Here is a 15,446-nt window from a genome sequence, read left to right as displayed (position 1 = left end):
TGAATACCGCGAGCGGGTTTCGATGAGAACCGGGCGTCCGAAAGGGCGCCCGGTTTTTTTTATGGCTGGCCGGGCGGGCGAGGTCATTGCGCCGACCGTGGCGGCGGATCGAACGACAGTTTCCGGATCGTCCCGAAGCCGGTGATGCGGCCGTCGCAATCGATCGTTGCGACGTAGTTTTCGTCGTGCGACTTCAGATCGAATGCCCACCAGCCGTGCTTGTCGGCGCGGTAGCGCGGTATGCCGACGAATTCGGCGCCATTCAGCTCCATGCGTTGCTCCCTGGCGAACGCGAGGATTTTCGCTTCAAGCTCCGCGATTGGCGCGTCGGGGCAGTAGCCGCTGTCGGGTTCGTATCGGGCAATCACGATGGCGGCAAGCAGCAGCAGGAAGAGCGCGGCGGCCGCCGTGACGAGGATCAGTGCGGCACGGATGGCGTAGCGAGCGAGGGTCGGGATCATGGGCACGTGCTGATGCGTCTCTGGTTGGCGAAACTGCATTCCGCTCGTGTCCTGTTCGGGTAGTCCGGGCCGTGTCCGGTCCGGTCTCGGGCGAGCGGCATCCGAAGTCATTTCGACGTCCGGATTGTCCCGCCGAGCGGACGCGAACCTGCGGGCGACGAGATCGTGTCGTCGCGCCGGTGTCCCGCATTTTCGCGAAGCGTCGTCTAACCTGATGTCATTCGGGTGCGATTTTTCAGCATCTCTATTTCTTTCGTTTTGTAATAATCCTTGAAAACTGTCATATCATGTCGCCCCTCGGGCCGCATTCGCGGTGGCCGCATGTGACTGACCCTATTTACAAGGAAACCGGATGGAAGCATTCGTGCAAGGGCTGATCGACGCCGTCAACGGCGTGTTGTGGAACTACGTGCTGATCGCGCTGCTGCTTGGCGTCGGCGCGTGGTTCACGTTGCGGTTCCGGATGATCCAGTTGAAGGCGCTGTTCCTCAGCATGAAACTGGTCGGCAGCAAGGGCGAGCCGGGCAGCATCTCGTCGTTCCAGGCGTTCGCGACCGGGCTCGCGAGCCGCGTCGGCACCGGCAACATCGCCGGCGTCGCGGTCGCGCTGACGGTCGGCGGGCCGGGCGCGATCTTCTGGATGTGGATGACCGCGCTGGTCGGGATGTCGTCCGCGTTCGTCGAGGCAACGCTCGCACAGATCTTCAAGGTGTCCCATCCGGACGGCAGCTTTCGCGGCGGCCCTGCGTACTACATCCAGACGGGGCTGCGTTCGCGCGGCTTCGGCGTGCTGTTCTCGCTGTCGCTGATCCTCGCGTTCGGCTTCGTGTTCAACGCGGTGCAGTCCAACGCGATCGCCGACGCATTCCATACGTCGTTCGGCTGGAGCCGCGAGACGGTCGGTCTCGGCCTCGTGCTGCTTTCCGCACCGATCATCTTCGGCGGAATCCGCCGCATCGCGACGGTCGCGCAGGTGATCGTGCCGCTGATGGCGATCGGCTATCTCGCGCTGGCGGTCTACGCGGTCGCGACGCACATCACGCTGGTGCCGGGCGTGATCGCGCTGATCGTGAAGAGCGCGTTCGGCTTCGAGCAGGCGGCGGGCGGCCTGACCGGCTATGCGGTCAGCCAGGCGATCGCGATCGGCGTGAAGCGCGGGCTGTTCTCGAACGAGGCTGGGATGGGCAGTGCGCCGAACGCGGCCGCGACGGCCAGCACGCGGCACCCCGTCACGCAGGGGCTGATCCAGATGCTCGGCGTGTTCGTCGACACGATCGTGATCTGCAGCGCGACCGCATTCGTGATCCTGCTGTCGGGCCAGTACGAAATCGGCACGGGCATGGAAGGCGCGGCGCTCACGCAGCGCGCGATCTCGAGCCACGTCGGCGACTGGGGCGGCATCTACATGGCCGTTGCGATCTTCTTCCTCGCGTTTTCGTCGGTGATCGGCAATTACGCGTATGCGGAAGGCAACGTCGAATTCATCACGAAGCGGCGCGGCGTGCTGCCGCTGTTCCGGATCGCGGTGCTCGGCATGGTGATGTTCGGCAGCGTCGGGCAACTGCCGCTCGTGTGGGCGATGGCCGATACTAGCATGGGGCTGATGGCGATCATCAACCTGATCGCGATCCTCGCGCTCGGCAAGTATGCGCACGCCGCGTGGGCCGACTATCGCCGCCAGCGCGCGGCCGGCGTCGCCGATCCGGTGTTCACGCGCAATACGATCCCGGAACTCGCGCGCGTGCTGCCGGCCGACGTGTGGGGCGAGCACGGCCCGCTGCCGCAGCGCCCGGTTTCGGGCGACGCGGCGGGCGTGCCGCGCGCCGCGGTGCGCGAGTCGTGAACGGCGACCGGCTCCGTGCGTTCGTCGCGCTGATGCCCGATGCGGCCTCGCGCGACGCGCTGCACCGGTTGCCGGTCACCCGCGGTGCGCGGCGCACGCCGCCCGCGCAGTTGCACATGACGCTCGCATTCATCGGCGCGATCGAGCGGGATCGTTGCGATGCGCTGGCCGCGCGCCTGCCCGCGCTTGCGGCTGCCTACGCGCTGCCGGTGCTGCCGGTCGAGCGGATCGCGTGGTGGCCGAGCCTGCCGCGCGCGAGGCTGATCGTCGCGGAGCTCGCGGCCGAACCCGCATGCGTGGCGCTGAACGTCGAGCTGGGAGCGCTGCTGGACGAACTCGGCGTACCGGCCGACCGGCGGCCGTTCCGGCCGCACGTGACGCTCGCGCGGCTGCCGCGCGACGCGGTCGGCCAGCCCGCGCACGGCGGTGCGACCGGGCGACCGGTCGCGGTACGCATCGAGGCGCTGACGCTGTTTGAAAGCCGGCTGTCGCAAGAGGGTGTGTCGCATCGGCCGATCGTGTCGGCGCCGATCGGCCCGGCGGCGCGGTGAGCGGCGCGCGCGCCGCATCGCGATGGCCGGGCGCCGCGCGTATCGCGCCGGCACGTCGCAGACGGCGTTGGCGGCGTACGGCCTACCGGCCGTAGCGTGCGAGCGTGAGGCCCGACAGGTCGATCTCCGGCGTGCGCCCCGTGACGAGATCCGCCAGCACCTTGCCCGAACCCATCGACATCGCCCAGCCTGTCGAGCCGTGGCCGACGTTGAGCCAGAGCCCGTCGATCCCGCTCGCGCCGAGCAGCGGCGGCCCGTCGGGCGTCATCGGCCGGCGGCCGGCCCAGAAGCGCGCCGACGCGCGATCGGCCGCATGCGGGAACCAGTCGTCGAGCACCTTCATCAGCGTGTCGAGCGCCTGCCGGCGCAACGTCGCGTGGCGGTTGCCGAGTTCCGCCGTGCCGGCGACGCGCAGCGTCGGGCCGAAGCGCGTGATCGCGGTCTTCAGCGATTCGTCCATCAGCGCGGCGCGCGGCGCCTTTTCGTCGTCGACGACGGCGAGCGTCGCCGAGTAACCCTTCACCGGATACAGCGGCACGTCGATGCCGTGCGGCCGCAGCAGGGCTGCGCTGTCGACGCCGAGCGCGACGACGATCGCGTCGGCGACGAGCCGCGTGTCGCGTTGCTTGCCTTCGGCGCTCGCTGCGCGCGGATCCGGACGGGCCCGACCCAGCGTATCGCCATCCTCGTCGTCGTTACCGACGATCCTCACGCCGTGCACCTGGCCTGCTGCAACATCGAGCGCCTGCACTTCAGTGCGAAACCGGAACGTCACGCCGTTCGCTTCGCACAGCGTCCGCAGTTCCCGTGTAAAGCGTGCGCAGTCGCCGGCTTCGTCGTCGGGCAGGTAGATGCCGCCGACGGGCGCCTGCCGCGCCCAGCGCAAGCCCGGTTCGACCGCCGCGCAGCCGGCTGCGTCGAGTTCACGGAACGCGATGCCGGCGTCGCGCAGCACGTTCAGCGCGGGCTGCGCCATCTCGACGTCGAACGGGCCGCGCAGCAGTTGCAGGTAGCCGCGGCTCGCGCCGTAGTCGAACGGATGCCGGTCGCGAAACGCGTGCAGGCACGCGCGGCTGTAATACGCGATGCGCTGCATCCGCTGCTTGTTCACGCGGAACCGCTCGAATTCGCATTCGCGCAGCCAGCGCGCGATCCAGCGCCACTGCGCGGCGTCGAGCGTTGGCCGGAAGATCAGCGGCGAAGCGGGCCTGAACAGGTACTTGAGGATCTTGCCGGGCATGCCGGGCGCGGCCCACGGCGTCACGTAGCCGGGCGCGATCACGCCCGCGTTGCCGAAGCTCGTCGCCTGTGCGACGTCGGCCTCGCGGTCGATCACGGTAACGTCGCAGCCTGCTTCGCGCAGATGCCAGGCGGTGGTGACGCCGATCACGCCGGCGCCGAGAACGATCACGTGCATGCGGTGTCCGGAGCGACGCGGGCGTTCACGACGCGACGGCCGGCGCGTCGGCGAGCGACTTGCCGCGCGTTTCCGGCAGCACGAGCGCGGCGACGATCACGAGCAGGTAGCCGCCCCCCGCGACGAGGCCGATCGCCTTCACGAGCGACATCGATTGCGACAGCGAGCCCACGAGGATCGGGAAGAACGAGCCGAGCCCGCGGCCGAGGTTGTAGCAGAAGCCCTGGCCCGAACCGCGGATCGGGCCCGGATACAGTTCGGACAGATAGGCGCCCACGCCCGCGAAGATCCCCTGCACGACGATGCCGAGCGGGAAGCCGAGCAGCAGCATCGCGGTATCGGTGATCGGCAGCATCGTGTACGTCATGCCGAGCGAGAACGAGCCGATCGCGAACAGGATGAACGATGCACGGCGGCCGAGCCGGTCGGACAGGATCGCGCCGACCACGTAGCCGACGAACGAGCCGACGATCAGCACGACGAGATAGCTGCTGGTATTGAACACCGACAGGTGCCGGACGGTCTTGAGGTAGGTGGGCAGCCACGTCGTGATCGCGTAGTAGCCGCCGAGCATCCCGGTGCACAGCGCGCTGCCGAACAGCGTCGCGCGCAGGTGCGGCGGCGAGAAGATCTCGAGGAAGTGGCCCGATACGCGGCCTTCGTCGCGCGCGCGGCGGGTGGCCGTGTAGATGTCGGGGTCCGTCACGTTGCGGCGGATGTAGAGGATCCACAGCGCGGGTGCGATGCCGATCCAGAAGCATGCGCGCCACGCGACCTGCTCGGGCAGCAGCGCGAAGAACGCCCAGTACAGGATCGCGGCCGCGGCCCAGCCGAACGACCAGCTGCTCTGCACGGTGCCGACGGCCTTCGCGCGATGCTCGGGCGAGCGGATCGTCTCGGCCATCATGATCGTCACGACCGACCATTCGCCGCCGAAGCCGAACCCCTGCAGCGTGCGCGTCGCGAGGAGCTGCCAGAACGAATGCGTGAAGCCGGACAGGCAGGTGAACAGCGCGAACGTCGCGATCGTCCACTGCAGCACGCGCACGCGGCCGTAGCGGTCGGCGAGGATCCCGGCGACCCAGCCGCCGATTGCCGACGAGATCAGCGAGCTCGTGGCGATCATCCCGGCCTCGCTCTTCGTCATGCCCCAGGCGGCGATCAGCGTCGGAATCAGGAACGAGTAGATCATGAAGTCGAACGCATCGACCGCGTAGCCGCCGAATCCGGCAAACAGCGTCCGGCGCTCGCGCGTCGACAATTCGGTGAACCACTGGAATGCCTGCATGCTTGCTGCCCCCTCTTGTCTCGTCCCCTGGCGCGCCGCCGTGCGGCAGTCATTTTACGGTCGCGAGGCCGCTGGCCAAAAAGCCGATGCGGATTCGCCCGGGAATATGAGGAGCGGGGGCGGGCGGCGCCGCGTCAGAGCGTCAGGCCGCCGTCGACGTGGACGATCTGACCGGTGATCTGCCGCGCGGCGTCCGACAGCAGGAACGCGATCAGCGCGGCGACGTCGTCGGGCTCGGCGATCCGGCCGAGCGGCGTCGCCTGTTCGGCCTGCGCCCACGCGGCGGCGTTGCCGGCGCTCGGCCCGTGGTCCTTGCGCGTGAAACCCGGTGCGACCGCGTTGACGGTGATGCCGTGCCCGGCGAATTCGGCGGCCGCGGAGCGCACGAGCGACTCGAGCGCGGCCTTCGCGGCGGCGGTGGCCGCGAACGGCGCATCGGCGCGGTAGCGGTGCGCGACGAACGAGCTGACCGCGACGATCCGCGGCGCGACCGACGTCTCGAGCAGCGGCCGCGCACGGCCCGCGAGCGCGGAAAACGCGCCGGGCATGGCCGCGAACGCGGACGCGAGCGTGTCGGCGGCAAGGCCGGAAAAGGTCTGCCGTGCGGCGAAGCCCGCGTTGGCGACGAGATGATCGAGCCCGCCGAAGCGGGCGGCGGCGGCGTCGACGAGCGAGGCGGCGACGCCCGGCTCGGCGAGATCGCCGGTAAGCGCGATGCATGCCGCGCCGGCCGCCGTGCACGCGCGCTCGACTTCGGCGAGCCGGGCCCGTGCGGCATCGTCCGCGCCGCGCGCATGCAGCGCCAGCGCGACGCCGGGCGCCGCGAGCCGTCGCGCGAGCGCCGCGCCGATCCCCGAGCCGGCGCCGGTGATCAGCGCGATCCGCACGGGGGGCGCGGCGCGTGCGCTCACGCGGCGACCTTGTCGTCGTCGTTGATGCGTTCGACGTTGATCGTGCCGCCGTGGAACGCGGCCAGCGATTCGCGGTGCGCGATGCTGACGATCGCGGCCCTGGGCAGCCGCTCGGCGAACAGGTGGTAGAGGCGGGCTTCGTTGTCGGCGTCGAGCGCGCTGGTGGCTTCGTCGAGGAACAGGAAGTCGGGCTTGTGCAGCAGCACGCGCGCGCCGGCAAGACGCTGCTGCTCGCCCGGCGACAGCACGCGGGTCCAGTGGGCGGACTCGTCGAGGCGCTCGACGTAATCCTCGAGGCGGCACGCGCGCAGTGCGTCGCGGCAGGCTTCGTCGCTGAATGCGTCGGGCGTCGCCGGGTAGGTGAGCGCGGCCTTCAGCGTGCCGATCGGCAGGTAGCTCGTCTGCGGCACGAACATCATCCGCGCGCCGACTGGCGCGTCGATCGCGCCGTCGCCGAACGGCCACAGGCCCGCGAGCGCGCGCATGAACGTGCTCTTGCCGGAACCCGATTTGCCGATCACGAGCCAGCGCGAGCCGGGCTCGATCGTGACGCTGCCGATGTTCGCGAGCGCGTTGCCGTTCGGCAGCGCGAGCCTGAGCGACGACGTCGACAGCTTCGCGGCGTCGACGTAGTGCAGGTTGATGCCGCCGTGCTCGGTCGCGGGCGACAGGCTTTCCCTCAGGTGCGACGTGCCCATCACGCGCTTGAATTCGCGCAGACGGTTGACGGTGGCGCGCCATTCGACGAGGGTCGAGTAACTGTTGATGAACCACGAGAACGAATCGCTGACGGTGCCGAACGCGGACGAGATCTGCATCAGCACGCCGAACGAGAACGCACCGGCGAAATAACGCGGCGCGGCGACGACGAGCGGGAAGATGATCGCGATCTGCCCGTAGAAGCTCAGCACGAACGTGAGCCGTTTCGTGTACTTCATCACGCGCCACCAGTTGTCGCGGATGCGCATGAAGAGGTTTTGCGCGTTGCCGGTCTCGGTCTTCTCGCCGTCGTAGAACGCGATCTGCTCGGCGTTTTCGCGCACGCGGATCAGCCCGAAGCGGAAATCGGCCTCGACGCGCTGCTGCTGGTAGTTGATCGATACGAGCGGATGGCCGACCTTCTGGATGATCAGCGAGCCGACCACCGCGTACAGCGCGGCCGCCCATACCATGTAGCCCGGAATCGAGATCGGCGTCGCGCCGAGCGTGAACGTCAGCGCGCCGGCGAGCGACCACAGGATCGTGATGAACGACACGAGCGTGACGACCGTCGACAGCAGGTCGAGCGACAGCGCGAGCGTGGTCGTCGCGAACGACTGGAGATCGTCGGTGATCCGCTGGTCGGGGTTGTCGGCGAGCCGGTCGCGCTCGATCCGGTAGAACGCGCGATCGCCGAGCCACTGGCCGAGGAAGCGGTCGGTGAGCCACTGGCGCCAGCGGAAGCCGAGCATCTGCCGCAGGTAGCGGCCGTACACGGCGAGGATGATGAAGGCGAATGCGAGCGCCGAGAACTGCATCAGCAGGTTCGGGAAGTCGTGGACGTCCTTCGACTGCAGCGCGTTGTAGAACTCCGCGTTCCACTTGTTCAGCCGGACGTTGATCCAGACCACGCAGAGGTTGATCGCGATGATCGCGACCATCAGGCCCCACGCGATTTTCCATTCGGACGATATCCAGTAGGGCTTGATGAGGCTCCACGCGGATATCGGGCGCTCGTCCTGCGGCGCGTCGGAGGCGGAGCGGACGGGATCGATCGATTGGGTCATGTGCTTCCTGATGAGTAGCCGGCGCGCGGGCCGGGCGAAGCCGGGCGCGCGCCGCGATACGGCATGCCGGGACGCGGCGCCGACTGACGGCGGGTGTCCGGATGGTCGCCCGCGCGTCTTAAACGGCACTTAAGGGCCGGCGGTGACGCGGCAACCGGCCGCTTGCGGGCATTGTGCCAGAGCGGCGCGGCGCGGCGGCGAATTTGCCGCAAGGGGGACAGTTTGCGGCGCTTTCCGCTTTTATGGTCTAATGGCCGACGACGAAACAGGGGTGCTTCGTGGCGCGGCCGGCAGATGTTCCGGGTAGCGCGGCGAGGCTGAGAAAGACCCTTCGCACCCGATCCGGGTAATACCGGCGAGGGAAGTTTCTGATCCCGCCGGGCCGCGCTGGCTGCCATCCCACATGGTCAGCGCCCGAGTCCCGCCCGGCCGGCCTATGCTGCCGGTTTCGTCCTTTTGGGTACGCGCATTGCGCGTTACGGAAGGAATGATGACCGCACAATCTTCAGTCTTTTGCATGTCTCCCGGCCCGATGCCGGGCGTGTTCGCTCGCGGCGGCGCGTGCGTATCGACGTTCGTCGCGCGCGCTCGCGTGGAGGGCGCACGATGAACGCCCTGGATTCCCGGCCCGATTTCGCGGTGCTCGGCGGCGGCCTCGTCGGTCGTCTGGTCGCGTGGCGGCTTGCGGGCGGCGGGCATCGCGTCGCGCTCTACGAACGCGGCGGCCCGGACGGCGAACAGTCGGCCGCGTGGATCGCGGCCGCGATGCTCGCGCCGCTCGCGGAAGCGGCGAGCGCGGAGCTGCTGATCACCGAGCTCGGCGTCGCGTCGCTCGCGCGCTGGCCGCAGTGGCTCGCGGAACTGCCCGAGCCCGTCTTCTTCCAGCATCACGGCACGCTCGTCGTCTGGCACCACGCCGACCGCGGGGAGGCGCCGCTGTTCGAGCGGCGCGTGCGCGCGAACGCGCCGGCCGACCTGTTCGACGGCGGCTTCGTGTCGCTCGCCGGCGCGCAAGTCGACGCGGCCGAGCCGGCGCTCGCCGGCCGCTTCGCGCGCGGCCTGCTGCTGCCGCGCGAAGGCCAGCTCGACAACCGGCAGGCGCTGCGGGCGCTCGCGGCCGGCCTTGCCGAACGCGGCGTCGAGCTGCACTGGCACGTCGCGATCGACGACGCGCACCTGCCCGCCGCGCATTTCACGATCGATTGCCGCGGGCTCGGCGCGAAACCCGCGCTGCCGGCGCTGCGCGGAATCCGCGGCGAAGTCGCGCGCGTGCATGCGCCCGGCATCGGGCTCACGCGGCCCGTGCGGCTGCTGCATCCGCGCTATCCGCTGTACATCGCGCCGAAGCAGGACGATCTCTATGTGATCGGCGCAACCGAGGTGGAGGGCGAGGACATGTCGCCCGTCAGCGTGCGCTCCGCGCTCGAACTGCTGAGCGCGGCATTCTCCGTGCACCCGGCATTCGGCGAGGCGCGCATCCTCGAACTCAATGCGCAGTGCCGGCCGACGCTGCCCGATCATCGCCCGGCGGTGATCTGGGACGGCGCGTCGACGCTCGCCGTCAACGGCCTGTACCGGCACGGCTTCATGATCGCGCCGGAAGTCGCGCACGCGGCGGCCGCGCTCGCCGAAGCCGCGCTCGGCGGCGCGTTCGGCGACGCCGACGCATTCGCCGCGTGGCGCGACGCCGCGCGCTGGCCGACGCTCCTTCATCACCGCGACGACGCGCGCCAGCCGGCCTGACGCGCGCCGCCACCCGATTCCGACGAAGCCTCATGGATATCCAGATCAACCAACAGACCCTGACGTTGCCCGACGGCGCGACGGTGGCGGACGCGCTCGTCGCGTACGGCGCGCGTCCGCCGTACGCGGTCGCGCTGAACGGCAACTTCGTCGCGCGCACGCAGCATGCGGCGCGCGTGCTCGCGGCGGGCGACAAGCTCGACGTGGTGCACCCCGTCGCGGGCGGCTGAGCGCCGCCGGTTCGTCCCCGCTCTTCCAGGAAAACGACATGACGTCCCCCCTCTCCGCCGACGCGCTGACGCTGTACGGCGAAACCTTCGCAAGCCGCGTGCTGATCGGCACGTCGCGCTATCCGTCGCTGCAGTCGCTGTCCGATTCGATCGAGGCGTCGCGCCCCGGGATGGTGACGGTCGCGCTGCGCCGCCAGATGACGGGCGGCACGGCGGAGGCCGGTTTCTTCGACCTGCTCAAGCGCCACGCGGTGCCGTTGCTGCCGAACACGGCCGGCTGCCAGACCGTCGCCGAAGCCGTGACGACCGCGCACATGGCGCGGGAGGTGTTCGGCACCGACTGGATCAAGCTCGAACTGATCGGCGACGACTACACGCTGCAGCCCGACCCGATCGGGCTGATCGAAGCCGCCACGCTGCTGGTCAAGGACGGTTTCAAGGTGCTGCCTTACTGCACCGAGGATCTGGTGATCGGCCGGCGCCTGCTCGACGTCGGCTGCGAGGCGCTGATGCCGTGGGGCGCGCCGATCGGCACGGGCAAGGGGGTCGTGAATCCGTACGGCCTGCGCGTGCTGCGCGAGCGGCTGCCCGACGTGCCGCTGATCATCGACGCGGGGCTCGGCGTGCCGTCGCACGCGTGCCAGGTGATGGAGTGGGGTTTCGACGGCGTGCTGCTGAATACGGCAGTCTCGCAGGCCACCCACCCCGAGATCATGGCGCGCGCATTTGCGCAGGGCGTCGAGGCCGGCCGCGCCGCGTATCTCGCCGGCCCGATGGACACGCGCGAGACCGCGCACGCGAGCACGCCGGTCGTCGGGATGCCGTTCTGGCACCAGGACGGAGGTGGTGTATGAGCGCGCGCTTCGCCGATGCATTCTGGCCGCCGGCCGACGAACTGGCCGAAGCGGCCGAGCAGATTCGCGCGCGGCTTGGCGACTGGCCGGGCGATGCGGCGCCGTGGCGGCTCTGCGTGGCGGTGCCGGGCGCGCCGGCCCAAGGCGACGTGCTGATCGTGTCGGCGGGCGATCACGACGCGCGGGCGCGTGCGTCGGCCGTTTCGCGGCCCGCGGCGCCGGATGCGGTTGCGATCGAATTCGATGAGCGGGGCGCGGTGCTGCACGCGGCGGGCGCGCGCTACGCGCTCGAAGCCGCGCATCCGCTCGCGGACGACTGGATCGCGGCGCTCGCCGCGTTTCTGGATTGCGGTTTCGCGCCGGTCGACGCGCTGGTGCTCGCGCTGGCGTGGCGCGACGGCGACGAGGCGCGGGCCGCCGATGCGTGGCCGGTCGACGCCGCGCGGTTCCCGCGCGCCGCCGGCCTGCCGGCCGCCCCCGAACCGGCGTTCGCGCCGTGCCCGGCGCAACTCGGCCTCTATCCGGTCGTGCCGGACGCCGAATGGGTCGAGCGCGTGCTCGATTGCGGCGCGCGGACCGTGCAGCTGCGCGTGAAAGGCGCGCCGCCGGACGCGTTGCGCCGGGAAATCGCACGGGCGGTCGCGGCCGGGCGCCGCTATCCCGATGCGCGCGTGTTCATCAACGATCATTGGCAGATCGCTGCAGATGAAGGCGCGTACGGCGTTCATCTCGGCCAGGAAGACCTCGAAACGGCCGATCTGGCCGCGATTGCGCGCGCGGGCCTGCGGCTCGGACTTTCGAGCCATGGTTATTACGAAATGTTGCGGGCATTGCACGCGCGCCCGAGCTACCTCGCGCTCGGTCCCGTGTTCGCGACCGCGACCAAGGCGGTCGCCGCGCCGCCGCAGGGCCTCGCCCGGATTGCCCGCTACGTGCGCTTCGCGGGCACGCAGGTGCCGCTTGTCGCGATCGGCGGGGTGGGGCTCGACGCGCTGCCGGCCGTGCTGGCGACGGGCGTCGGCAGCGTGGCGGTGGTCAGCGCGATCACGGGCGCGAGCGATTACCGGGCGGCGATTGCAGCGTTGCAGCACTGTTTTTCCGGACCATTTGACAATCATTGACCGCGGGGTCCGAAACGGCGTCACGACATCATTCCAAGGCAGGCCCTATAATTCGGCGTTCTGCGTAAAAGGACTGCCAGCTCCGTGAGCCCCACTCCTACCGAGACCCTGCTGGAACTTCGCGACGTCGACTTTGGCTACGGCGACCGCCTCGTCCTGTCCGACCTGAACCTGCGCTTCGGGCGTGGGCAGGTCGTCGCGGTCATGGGCGGGTCGGGTTGCGGCAAGACGACCGTGCTGCGCCTGATCGGCGGCCTCGTGCGCGCGCGCCGCGGCCAGGTGCTGTTCGACGGCGCCGATGTCGGCGCGCAAACGCGCGACGGCCTGTACGCGCTGCGCCGCAAGATGGGCATGCTGTTTCAGTTCGGCGCGTTGTTCACCGACATGTCGGTGTTCGAGAACGTCGCGTTCTCGTTGCGCGAGCATACCGACCTGCCCGAAGACCTGATCCGCGACCTCGTGCTGATGAAGCTCAACGCGGTCGGGCTGCGCGGCGCGCGGGACCTGATGCCGTCGGAGGTGTCGGGCGGGATGGCACGCCGCATCGCGCTCGCGCGCGCGATCGCGCTCGATCCGCAGCTCATCATGTACGACGAGCCGTTCGCGGGCCTCGATCCGATCTCGCTCGGCATCACCGCGAACCTGATCCGCACGCTGAACCAGGCGCTGGGCGCCACGTCGATCCTCGTCACGCACGACGTGCCCGAGTCGTTCGCGATCGCCGACTACGTGTATTTCCTGGCCAACGGCGGCGTGCTCGCGCAGGGCACGCCCGACGAGCTGCGGGCGTCGACCGATCCGAGCGTGCGGCAGTTCATCGACGGCGCGCCGGACGGCCCGTTCAAATTTCATTACACGAGCCCGCCGCTTGCAGCGGATTTCGGGCTCGGCGGAGGGCGCGCATGATCAGCGCGATCGGACGTTACGTCATCGGCGGCCTCGAGCGCGCGGGCTACGGCTCGCGGCTGTTCGTGCGTCTCGTGCTGGAATTCTTCCCGCTGCTGCGCCGGCCGCGGCTCGTCACGAAGCAGATCCACTTCCTCGGCAACTATTCGTTCGTGATCATTGCCGTGTCGGGGCTGTTCGTGGGCTTCGTGCTCGGCCTGCAGGGGTATTACACGCTGAACCGCTACGGCTCCGAGCAGGCGCTCGGCCTGCTGGTCGCGCTGTCGCTGGTGCGCGAGCTCGGGCCGGTCGTCACGGCGCTGCTGTTCGCGGGCCGCGCGGGGACGTCGCTCACGGCCGAGATCGGCCTGATGAAAGCCGGCGAGCAGCTCACCGCGCTCGAGATGATGGCGGTCGACCCGATCAAGAACGTGATCGCGCCGCGCATGTGGGCGGGCATCATCGCGATGCCGCTGCTCGCCGCGATCTTCAACGCGGTCGGCGTGCTCGGCGGGTACTTCGTCGGCGTCGTGCTGATCGGCGTCGATCCGGGCGCGTTCTGGTCGCAGATGCAGGGCGGGGTCCAGGTCTGGGCCGACGTCGGCAACGGCGTGCTGAAGAGCATCGTGTTCGGGTTCGCCGTGACCTTCATTGCGCTGTTTCAGGGGTATGAAGCGAAGCCCACGCCCGAAGGCGTGTCGCGCGCGACGACCAAGACGGTCGTGTTCGCCTCGCTCGCCGTACTCGGCCTCGATTTCCTGCTGACCGCGCTGATGTTCAGCTAAGCCTCAGCCAAGCCAAATTTTGGGATGACGATGAAAAAGACTGCTCTCGACTTCTGGGTCGGCCTGTTCGTGGTGGTGGGCTTCCTTGCGGTGCTGTTCCTGGCGCTGAAGGTCGGCAACATGAGCTCGCTGTCGTTTCAGCCGACCTATTCGGTGAAGATGAAATTCGACAATATCGGCGGGCTGAAGCCGCGCGCGGCCGTGAAGAGCGCGGGTGTCGTGGTCGGCCGCGTGAAGACGATCGGGTTCGACACGAACACCTACCAGGCGCTGGTGACGATCGATATCGACGGCCAGTACCCGTTCCCGAAGGATTCGTCGGCGAAGATCCTGACGTCGGGCCTGCTCGGCGAACAGTACATCGGCCTCGAGCCGGGCGGTGACACGGAAATGCTGAAGGCGGGCGATACGATCACGATGACGCAATCGGCGATCGTGCTCGAAAACCTGATCGGCCAGTTCCTGTACAGCAAGGCCGCCGATGCGGGCGGCGCGAAGCCGGCAGCCGGCGCACCGGCTGCACCGGCTCCGGCGTCGGCCGTGGCCGCCGCGCCCGCTTCGGCAGCCCAATAACCACACGAGAGAACGCAAGAGGGTAATGAACATGCAGACGATCCGCATCAGGCACGCCGCGCTGGCGGTAGCGGCAGTCGCCGCGTTGAGCGGCTGCGCGACCGTGCAGACGCCGACCAAGGGCGATCCGCTCGAAGGCTTCAACCGGACGATGTACAAGTTCAACGACACGGTCGACACGTACGCGCTGAAGCCGGTCGCGAAGGGCTACCAGTACGTGGTGCCGCAGCCGGTGCGCGACAGCGTGACGAACTTCTTCTCGAACATCGGCGACGTGTACGTCGCGGCCAACAACATCGTGCAGCTGCGGATCGCGGACGGCGTCGGCGACATCATGCGCGTCGTGATCAACACGGTGTTCGGCGTCGGCGGCCTGTTCGACGTCGCGACCATCGCGAAGCTGCCGAAGCATACGGCCGACTTCGGGATCACGATGGGCCGCTACGGCGTGCCGTCGGGCCCGTACCTGGTGCTGCCGCTGCTCGGCCCGAGCACGCTGCGCGATACGGCCGGCCTGGGCGTCGACTACGTCGGCAATCCGCTGACGTATGTGAAGCCGGACGGCGTGAGCTGGGGCCTGTTCGGCGTGAACCTCGTCAACACGCGCTCGAACCTGCTGGGTGCGGGCGACGTGCTGGATGCCGCCGCGCTCGACAAGTATTCGTTCGTGCGCAACGCGTACCTGCAGCGCCGCCAGATGCTGATCAGCAATGCGCGCGGCGAAGCCGGCGCGACGTCGAGCAGCGATGCGCTGCCGAAGTACGATCTGCCGGACGACGGCGCGGCACCGGCGCCGGCGACGGCTGCATCCGGCAAGGCGGGCGCCGCCGCGCCGGCGGCCGCTTCCGCCGCCGCGGCGCCGAACCCGGCCAGCGAGACGAGCGTGCCGCCGATGCAGGTGGCGCCGCCGTCGCCGGGCGGGATCCGCTTGCCGAGCATCAGGTTCTGACCCGATAACACTCGTTACAGCCGGAAACGATTCAGTCGGTGGCGTACGCGAACTAACGCGTAAGCTACC

General features: G+C 69.3%; 15 protein-coding genes and 1 riboswitch. Of the genes, 10 read left to right on the top strand and 5 right to left on the bottom strand.

Annotated features, from left to right (window positions below; genetic code table 11):
* Positions 1-83: 83 nt before the first annotated feature.
* The gene (locus tag GQ57_RS20290; protein ID WP_235212711.1) at positions 84-500 is read right to left on the bottom strand and encodes a hypothetical protein; all 417 of its coding nucleotides are present in this window, start codon (positions 498-500) and stop codon (positions 84-86) included.
* A 313-nt stretch (positions 501-813) separates the two neighbouring features.
* On the opposite strand from GQ57_RS20290, the gene GQ57_RS20285 reads away from it, so the two are divergent.
* Both GQ57_RS20285 and thpR read left to right on the top strand, forming a co-directional pair.
* A complete protein-coding gene (locus GQ57_RS20285) occupies positions 814-2,304 on the top strand; it encodes an alanine/glycine:cation symporter family protein (protein ID WP_034198874.1) in 1,491 nt (496 codons plus the stop codon).
* The gene (gene thpR / locus GQ57_RS20280; protein ID WP_034198873.1) at positions 2,301-2,855 is read left to right on the top strand and encodes an RNA 2',3'-cyclic phosphodiesterase; all 555 of its coding nucleotides are present in this window, start codon (positions 2,301-2,303) and stop codon (positions 2,853-2,855) included. Before GQ57_RS20285 ends, thpR begins: the two co-directional genes overlap by 4 nt.
* Positions 2,856-2,937: 82 nt before the next feature.
* Here the strand turns inward: thpR and GQ57_RS20275 are convergent, their stop codons facing one another.
* From GQ57_RS20275 to GQ57_RS20260, 4 genes are all read right to left on the bottom strand, one after another.
* On the bottom strand, positions 2,938-4,272 hold the full coding sequence (locus GQ57_RS20275; protein ID WP_034198872.1) for a D-amino acid dehydrogenase: 1,335 nt from the start codon (positions 4,270-4,272) through the stop codon (positions 2,938-2,940).
* A 25-nt stretch (positions 4,273-4,297) separates the two neighbouring features.
* Entirely contained in the window at positions 4,298-5,560 is a 1,263-nt protein-coding gene (locus tag GQ57_RS20270; RefSeq protein ID WP_031400108.1) for an MFS transporter, read from the bottom strand.
* A gap of 134 nt (positions 5,561-5,694) precedes the next feature.
* Positions 5,695-6,471: an SDR family NAD(P)-dependent oxidoreductase gene (locus GQ57_RS20265; RefSeq protein ID WP_034198871.1), complete on the bottom strand. Its 777-nt coding sequence runs from the start codon at positions 6,469-6,471 to the stop codon at positions 5,695-5,697.
* A complete protein-coding gene (locus GQ57_RS20260; protein ID WP_034198870.1) occupies positions 6,468-8,237 on the bottom strand; it encodes an ABC transporter ATP-binding protein/permease in 1,770 nt (589 codons plus the stop codon). Before GQ57_RS20260 ends, GQ57_RS20265 begins: the two co-directional genes overlap by 4 nt.
* A 257-nt stretch (positions 8,238-8,494) precedes the next feature.
* Positions 8,495-8,618, top strand: a riboswitch (TPP riboswitch).
* A 225-nt stretch (positions 8,619-8,843) separates the two neighbouring features.
* Between GQ57_RS20260 and GQ57_RS20255 the strand changes: the two genes are divergently transcribed.
* The 8 genes from GQ57_RS20255 (at position 8,844) to GQ57_RS20220 (ending at position 15,377) form a co-directional block, all read left to right on the top strand.
* Positions 8,844-9,980 carry an FAD-dependent oxidoreductase gene (locus tag GQ57_RS20255; protein WP_031400105.1) on the top strand — a complete coding sequence of 379 codons (1,137 nt, stop codon included), beginning with the start codon at positions 8,844-8,846 and terminating at the stop codon, positions 9,978-9,980.
* Positions 9,981-10,012: 32 nt separating this feature from the next.
* On the top strand, positions 10,013-10,210 hold the full coding sequence (thiS, locus tag GQ57_RS20250) for a sulfur carrier protein ThiS (protein ID WP_034198869.1): 198 nt from the start codon (positions 10,013-10,015) through the stop codon (positions 10,208-10,210).
* 38 nt (positions 10,211-10,248) lie between these two features.
* Complete coding sequence (locus GQ57_RS20245) at positions 10,249-11,064, top strand: thiazole synthase (protein WP_034198868.1); 816 nt, start codon at positions 10,249-10,251, stop codon at positions 11,062-11,064.
* A complete protein-coding gene (gene thiE / locus GQ57_RS38510; protein ID WP_034198867.1) occupies positions 11,061-12,185 on the top strand; it encodes a thiamine phosphate synthase in 1,125 nt (374 codons plus the stop codon). Before GQ57_RS20245 ends, thiE begins: the two co-directional genes overlap by 4 nt.
* Positions 12,186-12,269: 84 nt before the next feature.
* On the top strand, positions 12,270-13,091 hold the full coding sequence (locus tag GQ57_RS20235; RefSeq protein ID WP_031400101.1) for an ABC transporter ATP-binding protein: 822 nt from the start codon (positions 12,270-12,272) through the stop codon (positions 13,089-13,091).
* Positions 13,088-13,855 (top strand): lipid asymmetry maintenance ABC transporter permease subunit MlaE, encoded by a 768-nt coding sequence (gene mlaE / locus GQ57_RS20230; protein ID WP_031400100.1) that lies wholly within the window; start codon positions 13,088-13,090, stop codon positions 13,853-13,855. The genes GQ57_RS20235 and mlaE overlap by 4 nt, the downstream gene beginning before the upstream one ends.
* Positions 13,856-13,879: 24 nt before the next feature.
* Positions 13,880-14,428 (top strand): outer membrane lipid asymmetry maintenance protein MlaD, encoded by a 549-nt coding sequence (mlaD, locus tag GQ57_RS20225; RefSeq protein WP_174923283.1) that lies wholly within the window; start codon positions 13,880-13,882, stop codon positions 14,426-14,428.
* A gap of 31 nt (positions 14,429-14,459) precedes the next feature.
* Positions 14,460-15,377, top strand: coding sequence for an MlaA family lipoprotein (locus GQ57_RS20220; RefSeq protein ID WP_034198890.1), 918 nt, complete (start codon positions 14,460-14,462; stop codon positions 15,375-15,377).
* Positions 15,378-15,446: the final 69 nt, after the last annotated feature.

This window comes from Burkholderia sp. MSh2 (genome assembly GCF_000731655.1).
GTDB classification, from domain to species: Bacteria; Pseudomonadota; Gammaproteobacteria; order Burkholderiales; family Burkholderiaceae; genus Burkholderia; species Burkholderia paludis.
This window is presented reverse-complemented; position numbering and strand designations above follow the sequence as displayed.